The 13,321-nt window shown below is 68.4% G+C and carries 13 protein-coding genes; 9 read left to right on the top strand and 4 right to left on the bottom strand.

The window, feature by feature from the left end:
* The gene (fucP, locus tag FHW85_RS01975; protein WP_167254769.1) at window positions 1-1,269 is read right to left on the bottom strand and encodes an L-fucose:H+ symporter permease; all 1,269 of its coding nucleotides are present in this window, start codon (window positions 1,267-1,269) and stop codon (window positions 1-3) included.
* A 211-nt stretch (window positions 1,270-1,480) separates the two neighbouring features.
* Here fucP and FHW85_RS01970 point away from each other — a divergent pair, with 211 nt between their 5' ends.
* Both FHW85_RS01970 and FHW85_RS01965 read left to right on the top strand, forming a co-directional pair.
* Window positions 1,481-2,260: an IclR family transcriptional regulator gene (locus FHW85_RS01970; protein WP_167254679.1), complete on the top strand. Its 780-nt coding sequence runs from the start codon at window positions 1,481-1,483 to the stop codon at window positions 2,258-2,260.
* Between the two features lie 117 nt (window positions 2,261-2,377).
* Window positions 2,378-3,193 (top strand): glycosyltransferase family 2 protein, encoded by an 816-nt coding sequence (locus tag FHW85_RS01965; protein ID WP_167254677.1) that lies wholly within the window; start codon window positions 2,378-2,380, stop codon window positions 3,191-3,193.
* On the opposite strand, the gene FHW85_RS01960 is transcribed toward FHW85_RS01965, so the two are convergent.
* Window positions 3,162-3,740, bottom strand: coding sequence for an isochorismatase family cysteine hydrolase (locus FHW85_RS01960; RefSeq protein ID WP_167254675.1), 579 nt, complete (start codon window positions 3,738-3,740; stop codon window positions 3,162-3,164). The genes FHW85_RS01965 and FHW85_RS01960 overlap by 32 nt on opposite strands.
* A gap of 86 nt (window positions 3,741-3,826) precedes the next feature.
* Window positions 3,827-4,138 (bottom strand): hypothetical protein, encoded by a 312-nt coding sequence (locus FHW85_RS01955; protein WP_167254673.1) that lies wholly within the window; start codon window positions 4,136-4,138, stop codon window positions 3,827-3,829.
* Between the two features lie 136 nt (window positions 4,139-4,274).
* On the opposite strand from FHW85_RS01955, the gene FHW85_RS01950 reads away from it, so the two are divergent.
* On the top strand, window positions 4,275-5,201 hold the full coding sequence (locus tag FHW85_RS01950; protein ID WP_343203658.1) for an isocitrate lyase/phosphoenolpyruvate mutase family protein: 927 nt from the start codon (window positions 4,275-4,277) through the stop codon (window positions 5,199-5,201).
* A 223-nt stretch (window positions 5,202-5,424) separates the two neighbouring features.
* Window positions 5,425-5,700, top strand: a complete 276-nt coding sequence (locus FHW85_RS01945; protein WP_167254669.1) for a hypothetical protein — start codon at window positions 5,425-5,427, stop codon at window positions 5,698-5,700.
* A 12-nt stretch (window positions 5,701-5,712) separates the two neighbouring features.
* On the opposite strand, the gene FHW85_RS01940 is transcribed toward FHW85_RS01945, so the two are convergent.
* Entirely contained in the window at window positions 5,713-7,119 is a 1,407-nt protein-coding gene (locus tag FHW85_RS01940) for a PLP-dependent aminotransferase family protein (protein ID WP_168647132.1), read from the bottom strand.
* A 101-nt stretch (window positions 7,120-7,220) separates the two neighbouring features.
* On the opposite strand from FHW85_RS01940, the gene FHW85_RS01935 reads away from it, so the two are divergent.
* The 5 genes from FHW85_RS01935 (at window position 7,221) to FHW85_RS01915 (ending at window position 13,029) form a co-directional block, all read left to right on the top strand.
* Entirely contained in the window at window positions 7,221-8,138 is a 918-nt protein-coding gene (locus FHW85_RS01935) for a DMT family transporter (protein ID WP_167254665.1), read from the top strand.
* A gap of 106 nt (window positions 8,139-8,244) precedes the next feature.
* Window positions 8,245-10,002 (top strand): PD40 domain-containing protein, encoded by a 1,758-nt coding sequence (locus tag FHW85_RS01930; RefSeq protein ID WP_168647131.1) that lies wholly within the window; start codon window positions 8,245-8,247, stop codon window positions 10,000-10,002.
* A gap of 74 nt (window positions 10,003-10,076) precedes the next feature.
* Window positions 10,077-11,174, top strand: coding sequence for a histidine kinase (locus FHW85_RS01925; protein WP_343203657.1), 1,098 nt, complete (start codon window positions 10,077-10,079; stop codon window positions 11,172-11,174).
* Complete coding sequence (locus FHW85_RS01920; RefSeq protein ID WP_168647130.1) at window positions 11,171-11,932, top strand: LytTR family transcriptional regulator DNA-binding domain-containing protein; 762 nt, start codon at window positions 11,171-11,173, stop codon at window positions 11,930-11,932. Before FHW85_RS01925 ends, FHW85_RS01920 begins: the two co-directional genes overlap by 4 nt.
* Before the next feature lie 122 nt (window positions 11,933-12,054).
* Window positions 12,055-13,029, top strand: a complete 975-nt coding sequence (locus FHW85_RS01915; RefSeq protein ID WP_168647129.1) for a PD40 domain-containing protein — start codon at window positions 12,055-12,057, stop codon at window positions 13,027-13,029.
* Window positions 13,030-13,321 lie beyond the last annotated feature (292 nt).

Raw genomic sequence — 13,321 nt, 5'->3', positions numbered from 1 at the left:
TCAGCGCTCCGCCGCGCCGCGCATGCGCGCGAACAGCAGGATCACCACGAAGCTCACCGCCGGCACCAGCATGGCGCGCGCGATGTCCGCGGCATCCGACACCGCGCCCATCACCGCCGTCAGCACCGCGCCGCCGATGATGGTCATCACCAGCAGGGCCGAACCGAGCTTGCGCTCGTCGTCGCCGCGGCCTTCCACGCCCAGCGCGAAGATGGTGGGATACATCACCGACATGAAGAAGCTGCACGCCACCAGCGCGCAGGCGCCCAGCGCTCCGGGCACCGCCACCGCGAACACGGTGAGCACCACGTTCACCGCGGCGAACAGCGCGAGCAACCGGCGCGGCGCGACATAGCGCATCAGCGCGCCGCCGGCGAAGCGCCCGGCCATGAAGCAGGCGAGGGACACGAGCATATAGTTGGCGGCGAGCTTGGCCGGCGTGCCGGGCACGGTTGCCTGCACGTAGCGGATCAGGTAGCTCCACACGCCCACCTGCGCGCCCACGTAGAAGAACTGCGCGGCCAGCGTGGCGAGGAAGCGGCGGTCGCCCAGCAGGCGCGCCAGCACGCCTTGGCCTTGCGCCGCGCCGCCCTCTCCCACCGCATGCACGGCGGGAAAGCGCGTGAGCACGATCAGCAGCCCCCAGGCCAGCACCACCAGGCCGATGGCCAGGTACGGCAGCTGCACCGCCGCGGTCTCGTGCGCGACGAAAGCAGCGCGCTCGGCGGCGCTCAAGGCGGCGAGTTGTTCGGGCGTGTGTTCGACACCGGAAAAGATGAAGTGCTGGCCGATCAGGATGCCGGTGATCGAACCCAGGGGATTGAAGGCCTGCGCCAGGTTCAGGCGGCGCGCCGCGGTTTCGCGCGGGCCCAGCAAAGTCACGAACGGATTGGCGGAGGTCTCCAGGAAAGCCAGCCCGCTGGCGATCACGAACAGCGCGAACAGAAAGAAACCGTACGTGCCCTGCTCCGCCGCCGGCCAGAACAGCAAGGCGCCCAGCCCGTACAGCGCCAGCCCGAACACCACCGCGCTCTTGTAGCCGAAGCGGCGCATATAGATGCCGGCCGGCATCGCCACCAGGAAGTAGCCCAGGTAGAACGCGCTCTGTACCAGGCCCGCCTGGAAGTCGTTCAGCACGAACGCCTTCTTGAACTGCGGGATCAGCACGTCGTTGAGGTTGTTGGCCACGCCCCACAGGAAGAACAGGCTGACGATCAGCGCCAGGGGAATCCACGGATGGCCGGCTACCCGCGCCGAGGGCGCCGCCAGCTGCGGCGTTTGCGTTGTCGTGTCCAAACTGCCTACCCCGCTGGCTGGCGTCCCTGGAGGGACAAGTCGCGACAGATTGTGCAAATATGAACAGCAAATTCACCCGTAACACAAGATGCAACGCAGCAAGGGGCCGCTGCGTGGCGCTACAGGACGCGCTGAGGCAATCTTGCCGGTCATCGAAGGGATCATCGAGGGGACCCCCAGCATCATGCCCAAGCAGAGCACACCCAAGTACCGCGCGCCCGCGCTGGACAAAGGCCTGGACATCCTGGAGCTGCTCGCCGGCTCGCCGGTGCCGCTGAGCATCGCCGAGGTCTCCGAGGGCGTAGGCCGGTCCCGCGGCGAGATCTTCCGCATGCTGCAGGTGCTGGAGGAGCGCGACTACATCATGCGCGGCGAGGGCGACTCCGGTTACTCGATCACGCCGCGCCTGTTCCGCCTGGGGATGGAGCAGCCGCCGCTGAAGACCGCGGTCGAAGCGGCCTTGCCTGTCATGCATCGCCTGGCCCACTCGGTCGACCAGTCCTGCCACCTGGTGGTGCCCTCGCGCGAGCAGATCGTGGTGATCGCGCGCATCGACCCGCCCGGCGAGATCGGCCTGGTAGTGCGCGTCGGCCACCGCCGCCCGATGTCGCAGGCCACCTCCGGCCACGTGCTGCTGGCGTTCCAGACCGACGAAGTGCAGAAGCTGTGGCTGGACATGATCGCCGCGCACGAACCCGAGCTCGACCGCAAGAAACTGCTAAAGCACGCCGCGCTGGTGCATTCGCGCGGCTACGCCACCGCACCCAGCCATATCGTCGACGGCGTGACCGACCTGTCGGCGCCGGTGATGCAGCACGGCAGCGCGGTGTGCGCGCTGACGGTGCCGTTCATCGAGCGGCGCGCTTCGGCGATCAGCGAGAAGCTGACGCTGGAGCATCTGCGCCAGGCGGCGGCGGATATCTCCGACACGCTGCAATACGGCGGCCCTTCGCGAGCGGATTGAACCGGACGGATCCGCACACGCGTTAGCGCGTTAACGGGCAAAGGCATACGTTTTTCACGCTCCGCCACGGCAAGGATGCCGACACTGGCTTGCCCTCAGGCCGCCCAGGAGCGCGTCATGCCGTCGTCCCTTCCGCGCTGGTGCATCGTGATCCCCTGCCACAACGAGGAACGCGCCATCGGCGGCGTGCTGGCCAGTGCGCAACGGCTGGGCGTGCCGATCTGCGTGGTGGACGACGGTTCCACCGACGCCACGGCGAAGATCGTCGCGCGCCATGCCGGCGTGACCCTGCTGCGCCACCAGGGCCGGCACGGCAAGGGCGAGGCGCTGCGCACCGGCCTGCGCGCCGCGCGGCAGAGCGGTTTCGAAGCGGTGCTGACCATGGACGGCGACGGCCAGCATCAGGCCGACGACGTGCCCTATATGCTGGCCGCCGCCAAGCGCCACCCCGGCAGCGTGGTGATCGGCGCGCGCCTGCTGGATACCGAACGCCAACCCCGCGCCCGCCACATCGCCAACCGCGTCGCCGACTGGGGCATCTCCTGGGCCTGCGCCCGCGGCATCGCCGACACGCAGAGCGGCCAGCGCTGGTATCCGCCGTCCGTACTCGAGCTGGCCGATACCGCCACCACGAACGGCTTCGCCTACGAGGCCTCGCTGCTGATCCGCGCCTGCCGCGAAAGCGGCGTCGACGTCGTTTCCATCCCCATCCCCTCGCGCTATGGCGCGCAGTTCCGCCACAGCCATTTCCGCCCGCTGCTGGACGTGGCGCGCATCACCTGCGCCACCGCCATGCACCTGCTGAGCTACGGGAAACTGCGCGAAAGCTACCGCCTGGCCCGGGAACGCCAGGCCTGCGTCGAGCACCATCGCGTGCGCATCGCCGCCGACGGCGCCCACCTCAGCACCGGCCTTCCCGGGGGATTCGGCTGACCAGCTCTTCCACGCCGGGCGTGGCCATGCCCAGCGTCTCGCGCAAATGCTCCAGCACGCGCCGGTTGCGCGCCTGCGTCTGGCTGGCGATGGCATCGCGCACCACCTGCACCTTGTAGCCATGCACGTGCGCATCCAGCGCGGTGGTGAACACGCAGGCATCGCCGGCCATGCCCGCCAGCACCAGCTCCCCGACCTGCAAGTGTTCCAGCAGCGCGGGCAGCTGCGTGCGGTAGAACGCCGAATGGCGCGACTTCAGCAGACGCACGTCCTCGCGCCCCGGCATCAGCGCATCGGCTGCTTCACGCGATACGGCAGGGCCGGCTTCGCGCGTGTAAGCGACCACGCCGTGCAGGTCCTCATGCCAGCGGTCGAAGTTGTCATTGACGTAGACGACCGGCACGCCCCGGCCACGGAAATGCTCGCGCAACAGCGCAAGCTGCGGGATCGCCGGGCGGAACTGCTCTGCCAGTCCGGTACCGCCTTCGAAACGGAAGTCGTTGAAGACGTCGACGATCAGCAGGGCCTGGCGATGGGGTTGCACCATGGCCGCAACGTGGCACCCGGATGGTCAACGGGGAGTGTTGGGGACGTGGAATTTTTCGGCAACGCACTGCCAGGCTTTCACTGGCGCTACGGCAGCCTGAACTTGCGCGTGGCGCGCAGCGGCCAGATAGACGTAAAGCGAGTGCCGCCGACCAGGCGGTGGGCGGCCGAAACGCCGTTCAGAACGCCCAATCCATCGAGCACATCCTTGGCGCGCCGGAAGGCATGCCGCGGGTCAGCGGTGAGCATGAAAAGATTGATCTCCTTCGGGCTGACGTCGTAGCCCTCCAGTTCGACCGCATCGCCCAAGGCCTCCTTCAACTTGCCCTCGATGGCCGCGAGAAAGGCTTCGTCGGCCAGGGATTTGCGCCAGAACTTGATGACGAGCTGATAGTCCATCGAATGATTGTATGCCCTGTTCCGGGTTCGTCGGCAGAGCTTATGCAAGCGCCATCGGAGTCACTCGAGGCGGTCGCTAAAGATTCTGACAGCGGGCCGGGCCGCCCCATGGTCTGCTTTACCTGCCCGGCGTCGGGTGCAACCACAGGCCAGCAGCATGAACCGCAAACAGAGAGAGCGTGCCGAGCTTTTCCATCAACTGCATGCCGGCCCAGGGCCATTGATGCTGCCCAACGCCTGGGATGCCGCCAGTGCCAGGGTGATCGAAAACGCGGGCGCCAAGGCGATCGCCACCACCAGCGCCGGCATGGCCTGGGCGCTGGGCTATCCCGACGGCGAGCAGATGCCCATACAGGAGCTGCTGGCGGCCTGCCGGCGCGTTTGCCGGGTGGTCGGCGCGCCGGTCAGCGTCGATATCGAACGTGGCTATGCGCTCGATGCCCAGGACACCGGCAACCTGGCCGAGGCGCTGATCCAGCTGGGCGTGGTGGGCATCAATATCGAAGACGGCACCGACCCGGGCTCGCGGACGCTGGCGCATCCCGGCGTGCTCAGCGAGCGCATTGCCTGCGTGCGGAGGATTGCGCGGCATCGTGACCTGCCTTTCTTCATCAATGCGCGCATCGATACGTATCTGAGCGATCTGCCGGCCGAAGCACGCCTGGAGGAAACCCGAAAGCGCGCGCTGGCCTATGTCGATGCCGGCGCCGATGGCATCTTCGTTCCCGGCCTGGCCGAGGCCGCGGACATCGCAACGCTCGCGCAATGGCTGCCGGTGCCGCTCAACGTCTATGCCGGCTATCCGGGCGCACCGGGCTCGCAGGCGCTGGAACAGCTGGGCGTGCGGCGCATCAGCCTGGGGTGCGGACCGATGCAGGCCACGCTGGCACACCTGGGCGCCATCGCGGCGGAAGCGCTCGATGAAGGCCGCCACGACACGATGGGCAAGCGGATGTTGACCCCAGCCCAAGCGAATGGCCTGTTTCGCACGAGCGAGCACGAGAAGGCCGGCGTCCAGCGATACGCAAGCCGTGCCGTGGCCGGCGCGGCGGCGACAGCATAGGAACACGGGGCGGCGCCACGAAGGGTTTCGGGTATGAGGCCACCCACGAGGATGGCCACAGGTGGAGCGCAAGCAGTGGAATGGGCAGAACCCAGCCAGGCCAGGAACATGGCCCGCGGCGTGCGATGCCCGCGCACCTGGGCCTGGCAAGCTTGCGAAGCAACGCTTGCAGGCGTCATACCCACCCGGCACTCTAGGCGGCTTTCGCCAACCGGGAATCCCCATGTCGAACCTCGACAACATCCTCCAGATCATGCCCGCCACCGGCTGGGTCGCCGTCTACGACGAAGCCGGCGAAGAAAGCGCCCAGGCCATCGTCTGCTTCGCCCTGGTCGAATCCGAAACCGGCGGCACCCGCCGCCGCAGCGTGCGCCCGATGTGCGCCGACGGCCGTGCCGTCGCCTTCGCCGACGAAGCGCCGAACTTCGTGCGCGTCGAAGAGCTCGAAGCCTTCGAGGAAGACGAGGAAGACGAAGAGGAAGAAGAAGACGAGGAATAAGCCCCCGTCCGCTCAGGCCAGCTGGCGCGCCGCCAGCTGGCCGAGTTTTTTCAGCGCCTGCTCCAGCCGCGCATCCCACGGCATCCCGCAGCTCAGGCGCAGGCAATCGCGGTAATCCCCGCGGCTGGAAAACAGCACGCCCGGCGAAGTGCCGATGCCCTGCCCCAGCGCCGCCTCGAACAGAGCCTCGCCATCGCCGCCCGGCGGCAATTGCAGCCACAGCGACAGGCCGCCCCGCGGCTCGCAGGCGCGCGTGCCCGCCGGCCAGTGCCGCGCGATCGCCTCGTGCAGGCGTTGCGCGTTGTCCGCCAGCGCGCGGCGCAGGCGCCGCAGATGGCGTTCCAGATCGTGCTTCTGCAGGTAATCGGCCATCGCCAGCTGCGGCAGGCTGGCCGCGCCGACGGTGGAGAAATACTTGGCGCGCACCAGCGCATCCGTCCATGCGCCGGCCGCCATCCAGCCCAGGCGCAGGCCCGGCGACAGCGATTTGGAAAACGAACCGCAACTGATCACGTTGCCGCGCGTATCCCAGCGGCGCAGCGGCGAGGGACGTTCGCCGGACCAAGCGAGATCGCCGTAAACGTCGTCCTCGATCACCACCGTGCCATGCCGCGCGCAACTGGCCAGCAGCGCCTGCTTCGCCGCGTCGCTGGTGACGCTGCCCAGCGGATTGTTGAAGTTCGGCACCAGCACCGCCGCGCGCACGCGGTTCTGCTGCAGCAGTTGATCGAGCCGCACCGCATCGATGCCCTGCCCGGGCAGGTTCGGTACCTCCAGCACCTTCAAGCGCAACGCCGCTACGGCCTGCAGAATGCCGTGATACGTCGGCGTCTCCACCAGCACCACGTCGCCCGGCGCAGTGAGCGTGCGCAGCGCAAGGCTGATGCCTTCCATCGCGCCGGCGGTGATCACGATCTCGTCCGGCGACACCGCGGCGCCCAATTGCGCATACCGGCGGGCGATCTGCCGGCGCAGCGCGGGCAGGCCTTGCGGCGGCGCGTAGTCGAGCGCTACGGCGGGATGGTGGCGCAGGCTGCGGCTCAATGCCGCCGTGAGCGCCGCCTGCGGCAACAGCGCGAGCGAGGGCGTGGCGCTGTGCAGCGGCAGCACGTCGCCGCGCGCCAGCATGTCGAGCACCTCCTGCAACGCAGGGTTGTTCACCGTGCCCGGCGCGCGCCGGCGCATCGGCCTGGCATCGGGCGGCGGCGGCGCGGCGGCCCGCACGTAATAGCCCGAACGCGGACGCGCCAGCACCAGGCCCTCCCGTTCCAGTTGCAGGCAGGCCTGTACCGCGGTGGCCGCACTCAAGCCATGGCCTTGCGCCAGCTGGCGGATCGACGGCAGGCGCTCGCCCGCGCGCAGGGCGCCGCGGGCGATCTGGCCGCGCAGTTCGCCGGCCAGGCGTTCGTAGAGCAGCATGGCGCCCTCCCAACTGTATCGGTCTAATTTCATCCTATCTGAATCTGTATCGGTTGAGGCAAGCGGCCTACGCTGGCCTCGTCGCCCACAGAGAAAACGCCATGACCTCCCTGCCCGGCCGCGGCGATTCGCGCGCGGCCCTGCTCCAGCTGCTGTTCGCCGAACTGCTGATCGGCTCGGTCGGCGTGTTCGTGCACGAGAGCGGCCAGGACGCCGTCACCGCCGTGTTCTACCGCTGCCTGTTCGGCGGCCTGTTCCTGCTGGTGCTCGGCCTGGCCCGCGGCTATCTGCGCGGGCTGTGGCAGGATCGCGCCCTGCTGCGCGGCGCCGTGTTCAGCGGCATCCTGCTGGTGCTCAACTGGGTGGCGCTGTTCGCCGGCATGGCGCGTTCGTCGATCGGCGTGGCCACCCTGGTCTATCACTTCTTCCCGTTCGTGATGCTGATCCTCGCCGCGCTGCTGCAGGGCGAGCGCACGCATCCGGCGGACCTGGGCTGGACCCTGCTGGGCTTTATCGGCGTGGCCTGTTCGGCCGATCCCCTCAAGCTGTGGCGCGACGCCGACACCTCGTACCTGATCGGCATCGGCCTGACCCTGCTGGGCGCGCTGCTCTGCGGTGCTTCCTTGCTGATGTCGCGCACGATCGGACGCGAGCGGCCGTTTGCGCTGGTGATGATCCAATGCTGGGTGGGCGTGCTGATGCTGGCGGGATTTTCCAGCCCCGGCGTGTTCCACGTCGGCACGCACTGGTGGTGGCTGTGCGGGCTGGGCGTGATCCACAGCGGCATCGTCTACATGCTGTTCTATTCCTCGTATCCGCGCCTGCCGGTGGTGACCATCGCGGTGGTGGCGTTCGTGTATCCGCTGGTGACCTTGCTGCTGGATTACCTGATCTACGGGCATCGGCTGGCGCCGGTGCAACTGGCGGGGCTGGCCCTGATCGTGGCGGGGACGCTCGGGGTCAATCTGAAGTGGCGGCTGGGCGCGGGCCGCAGGGTGGGCAAGGCCGTGTCCACCTGACCGGTCGACCGCTGGTCACGCTCGCGGCACCGCTCGTCACCGGAGGCGCGACCGCCGCCCGGTGCGCATCTAGCCTCGCCGTGGTTCCCATGACGAGGCACGACCGATGCGCCGCCTGCTCCCCCTGGCTTTCCTGCTCACCTTCGGCGGCACCGCCGCCGCGACCGACAACCCCACGGCAGCGGCGCTGTTCGCGCCCGGCGTGATCTCCGGCGCCGGCGACGAAGGCCCGGCTGCGTTCCTGCCCGATGGCAATACGGTCTACTTCTCGCGCGGCAGCAGCGACCACGAGCACTACGCCATCCTGGTCTCGCAACGCACCGGGCAGGGCTGGTCGGAACCGCGAACGGCGCCGTTCTCCGGCCGGTGGCGCGATGCGGATCCGGCCATGTCGCCGGACGGATCCTTCCTGGTGTTCGCCTCCAACCGTCCGGCCGACGGCAAGGGGGCAGTGCTCGATACGGTGATGGGCGGCAAGAGCTACCCCGGCCGCGGCATGAACTTGTGGCGCGTGGCGCGGCAAGGCCAAGGCTGGGGTGCGCCGGAGCGCTTGCCCGATACGGTGAACACCTGCCACTCGGTATTCGCACCCGACGTCGGTCCTGACGGCACGCTCTATTACATCGGCTGCGGCGCGGACGGCCAGCTGCGCCTGCTGCGTTCCGTGCATAAGGACGGCCGCTACCAGGCGGCGGAGCCGGTGGCATTCGGCGCGGACGACCTGACCGTGCGCGACCCGGCCATCGCGCACGACGGCTCCTTCATGGTGGCCAGCATCAAGAGTGCGAAGACGCAGCCGTACCGCCTGGCCATCGCCTTCGCCACGCCGCAGGGTTGGAGCACGCCGCAGGACCTTGGCGACGCCGTCAACGGCGGCACGCACGCCATGGGTGCGCAACTGGGCGCGGACGGCCGCACCCTCTACTTCGTCAGCGACCGCCGCGTGCCCGGCGAGCAGGCCGACTGGAACAAGGACGGCGACAACCTGTGGCAGGTGTCGCTGGCGCCCTGGCTGGATGCGCATGCGCGCGACGGCGCGCCGGTGGCCGGGCCGTGGGACCGCGCCCAGGACGCCTCGCCGGCGTTCGGGCCCGGTGATCGTTCGGTGGTGTTCACGCGCCAGGTGGACAAGACCTACCGGCTGTTCTTCTCCTCGCGCGATGGCGGCCGCTGGTCCGTGCCGCAGCCGCTGCCGTTCTCCACGCAATGGCAGGACATCGAGCCGGCGATGGCGCCGGACGGTGCCTCGCTGGTCTTTATCTCCAACCGCCCCGAGCACGACGGCGGCGCGGCACTGGACGGCGTGTTCGACGGCCAGCGTTTTCCGGGGCGCGGCGGCAACCTGTGGCAGGTGGCGCGCGGCAAGGACGGCTGGGGTACGCCGCAGCGCATCGCTGCGCTGCTCAACACCAACTCCTCCGTGTTTGCGCCCGCGCTGGCCGCGGACGGCACGCTTTATTTCATGCGCACGGATCCGGATGCCAATGGCAAGGGTGCGTTCCGCCTGTTCCGCAGCCGCAACGTGCATGGCCAGTACCAGGCGCCGCAGCCCCTGCCCTTCAGCGACGGCGTGACCGGCGATTTCGATCCGGCGGTGGCGCCCGACCAGTCCTTCATCGTCTTCAGTTCCAAGCGCGCACCGGCGGGGCCGGCGGGCAGCGAGCTGTTCATCGCCTTCGCGCGCGGCGAAGGCTGGAGCACGCCGCAACCGCTGGGCCTGACCGGCATCGAGGCGCGGCTGTCGTCCGATCACGCCACGCTGTACTTCAACGCGCCGGACCGCCGGGTGCATGCGTTCGACCTGCGCGGCTGGCTGGCCAGACACAGCGCGGTGGCCGACGTCGCCCGCGCCCGCAACCCCTGAGACCTGCGGCACTACCCGGGCATCGGCATCCGTCCCACACTGGATGCCCATTCCCGGTTGCCGATGAGAACCTCGTGTCCGCAGCAAGCACCACGCCACGCTGGGCCCGCCTCGCCATGCCGCTGGGTTTCTGGACCCTGCTGGCGGCCTCGTACACGCTGAGCGGCGGCCTGTCGCAGATCAGCGAAGGCGAAGTGCCGAACTGGCCGCGCGTGGCCACCTGGAACTTCAGCGACTTCTATCTGTGGATGCTGCTGGTGCCGCTGGTCGCCTGGCTCGGACGGCAGGCGGCGGACGGCGACTGGCGCCGCTACGCGGCGGTGCACGTGCCGGCCAGCCTCGCCGTGGCGCTGGCGCAGCTGCTGGCGCATCTGGCGATCTTCTGGAACGTCGCCGGTCCGGGCCATGCGCCGGTCGGCACGTACGCCGGCTTCGTGCGCATGCAGTTCGCTTTCAGCTACCACTTCGCCCTGCTGATGTACTGGGTGATCCTGGCGGTGCTGCGCGGGCTGGATTCGCGCCGTCGCCTGCGCGACGAACGCCTGCGCAGCGCGCAGCTGGAATCCCAATTGGCGCAGGCGCAGTTGCGCACCCTGCGCGTGCAGCTGCAGCCGCACTTCCTGTTCAACACGCTCAATGCCATCTCGGCATTGGCCCTGGCCGATCCGCACCAGGCGCGCCTGATGATCTCCCGGCTCAGCGACCTGCTGCGCCTGACCCTGGAAGAACGCCACGCGCTGGAAGTGCCGCTGTCGCGCGAGCTGGAACTGCTGCGCTGCTATCTCGACATCCAGCAGGTGCGTTTCCAGGACCGCCTGAGCACCCAGCTGGACGTCGCCGCCGACACCGTGCGCGCCGCGGTGCCCAGCATGATCCTGCAGCCGCTGGTGGAAAACGCGCTGCGCCACGGCCTGCTCGACAAACCCGAACCCGGCCGCCTGCACATCGTCAGCCGCCGCGAAGGCGCGCAGCTGTACCTGCGCGTGGACGACGACGGCCTGGGCCTGCCCGATGGCATGGCCGAAGGCCTCGGGCTGGGCAATACGCGTACGCGCCTGCAGGTGCTGTTCGGCGACGCGGCCAGCGTGGCCTTGGCGCGCAGGAACGAAGGCGGCACGCGGGTGGAGTTGCGTTTTCCTTATCGCGAATACGCCACCGAGCACGTGGCATGAGCATGCAGCCGATCCGCACCTTGCTGGTGGACGACGAAGTGCTGGCGCGCCTGGCGCTGCGCCAGGCGCTGGCCGCGCATGCGGACGTGCAGATCGTGGGCGAATGCGGCAATGCCCATGAAGCGCTGCAGGCGATCGCCGCGCTGGAGCCGGCGCTGGTGTTCCTGGATATCCGCATGCCCGGCATGGACGGCTTCAAGCTGCTGCACAAGCTCAAGCCCGAGACCTTGCCGATGGTGGTGTTCGCCACCGCCTACGGGCAGCACGCACTGCGTGCGTTCGACGCGGATGCGGTGGACTACGTGTTGAAGCCGATCGACCAGGCGCGCTTCGACCAGGCGATGGCACGCATACGGCGCGTGTGGGCGGGCTTGCAGACGGCAACGCCAAGCGTCATTAACAGCATGCCCGTGTCGCTCCCCACCCATGCGCAACGCATCAGCGTGCGTGTGGGCGAGAGCATCCGCGTGATCGCCACCGACGATATCGACTGGATCCGCGCCGACGGCAACTACGTGCATATCCATGTCGCCGGCACGCGCTATCTGCACCGCGAAACGCTGAGCCATCTGCTGGAGGCGCTGGATCCGCAGCGCTTCCTGCGCATCCATCGCGGCACCCTGGTCAATGTGGAGCGCATCCGCGAGATCCACCCGCTGTTCCAGGGCAATGCCGAAGTGGTGCTGCGCGACGGCACGCGGCTGAACCTCAGCCGCCGCTTCCGCGCGCAGGCGCGGCTGGCGCTGGGCATGGCCTGAGCGTCCGTCCGGACCGCTCGCCACGCTGCCGCAACCGCTCGTCACAAAAGCACGGCACGCTTGCGCACCTGCGCGCACCGTACGCACGGGCCGGCATGGCCCGGCCATCCACGGAAGCACACATGAAGTTGCATACGTTCGCCTGGGCGACCGCCTTTGCGCTGGGTTGCGCCCCACCTGTCGGCGCCGCCGATCTGCTCGGCCCCGGCGTGATTTCCACCGGCCTGCAGGAAACCACCGCCGCGCTGTCGCCCGATGGCCAGACCCTGCTGTTCCTGCGCTCCGATTTCGCCGAGAAGGACGACACCATCCTGCTCGCGCATCGCCAGGGCAACAGCTGGTCCGCGCCGGAAGTGGCGCCGTTCTCCGGCCAGTGGCACGACTCCGAACCGGCATTCGCCCCGGACGGCAAGCGCGTGTACTTCGTCTCCAACCGGCCGCCGCATGCCGGCGAGGCGCCGGTGACGGCGGAGATGGGCGGGCAGCATTTCGCCGGCACCAACCTGTGGTATGTCGAGCGGCAGTCGAATGGCCGCTGGGGCGAACCGGTGCACGTGGATGGCGCGCATAACGACGGGGCCATGCTTTACAACCCGACGGTGGCGGCCAATGGCGACATCTATTTCTCCGCGCACCGGCCGGATTCCGGCAAGTTCTATCAGGTGTACGTGATCCATCCCGCCGGCCAGGGCTATTCGGCGCCGGAGCGGGTGGACCTGGGCGATAGCGAGCACAACCGCATGGATCCGTGCATCGATCCCAAGGGACGCTTCCTGCTCTATGCGGGCAACGAAGGCGATTCGCTGGGCAGCGCCGACATCTATATCGCCTTCCGCCAGGCCGATGGCCGCTGGGGCAAGCCGGAACACCTGGGCGGCGACGTCAACACCGCCGCCCTGGAGAACGCGCCCACACTGGGTCCGGGTTTCGGCGAGCTGTATGTGTCCAGCAACCGGCAGGACGACGTGCAGTTCCCCAAGAAGCGCGACGACATCGGCTCGCTGCAGAAGCGGCTGAACGGTCCGAATAACGGCTCGCGCAATATCTGGCGCATGGATATCGCCGACGTGCTGAAGGCGCACGGCCTGCACGATTGACGGGTTTGCCGGTCACCCGGCGTGCGCACGGCAAGGCGCAGGCCGGTTCTTTTTGCTTCGCCGCGATCGCCGATGGTCATGCCAATGGACATCCGGAGGCGTAACGACAAGAAAAAAGCGTGATGCGATCGCCCATTTTCCCGACGCTTGCGTCACGCGGCACATGACATGGCGACAGCCTGGACTAAGCACGTTTTCACGCTGTTTTGTCATTCCTTATGAGCTTTGCAACAGCCGGTTGTTACCGCAGGAATCTTCTCGGACATTTCACGCCAGTGACCCTAATTTGCCA

The organism is Dyella sp. SG609, from assembly GCF_012275375.1.
Lineage (GTDB): Bacteria > Pseudomonadota > Gammaproteobacteria > Xanthomonadales > Rhodanobacteraceae > Dyella_D > Dyella_D marensis.
Note: the sequence above shows the minus strand (reverse complement) of the source record. Positions and strands in the feature narration are given on the sequence as shown.

Coding starts and splice junctions, on each gene's coding strand:
- FHW85_RS01945 (WP_167254669.1), top strand. CDS start 5,425: ATGTCGAACCTCGACAACATCCTCCAGATCATGCCCGCCACCGGCTGG.
- FHW85_RS01935 (WP_167254665.1), top strand. CDS start 7,221: ATGACCTCCCTGCCCGGCCGCGGCGATTCGCGCGCGGCCCTGCTCCAG.
- FHW85_RS01930 (WP_168647131.1), top strand. CDS start 8,245: ATGCGCCGCCTGCTCCCCCTGGCTTTCCTGCTCACCTTCGGCGGCACC.
- FHW85_RS01965 (WP_167254677.1), top strand. CDS start 2,378: ATGCCGTCGTCCCTTCCGCGCTGGTGCATCGTGATCCCCTGCCACAAC.
- FHW85_RS01955 (WP_167254673.1), bottom strand. CDS start 4,138: ATGGACTATCAGCTCGTCATCAAGTTCTGGCGCAAATCCCTGGCCGAC.
- FHW85_RS01960 (WP_167254675.1), bottom strand. CDS start 3,740: ATGGTGCAACCCCATCGCCAGGCCCTGCTGATCGTCGACGTCTTCAAC.
- FHW85_RS01920 (WP_168647130.1), top strand. CDS start 11,171: ATGAGCATGCAGCCGATCCGCACCTTGCTGGTGGACGACGAAGTGCTG.
- FHW85_RS01915 (WP_168647129.1), top strand. CDS start 12,055: ATGAAGTTGCATACGTTCGCCTGGGCGACCGCCTTTGCGCTGGGTTGC.
- FHW85_RS01970 (WP_167254679.1), top strand. CDS start 1,481: ATGCCCAAGCAGAGCACACCCAAGTACCGCGCGCCCGCGCTGGACAAA.
- FHW85_RS01940 (WP_168647132.1), bottom strand. CDS start 7,119: ATGCTGCTCTACGAACGCCTGGCCGGCGAACTGCGCGGCCAGATCGCC.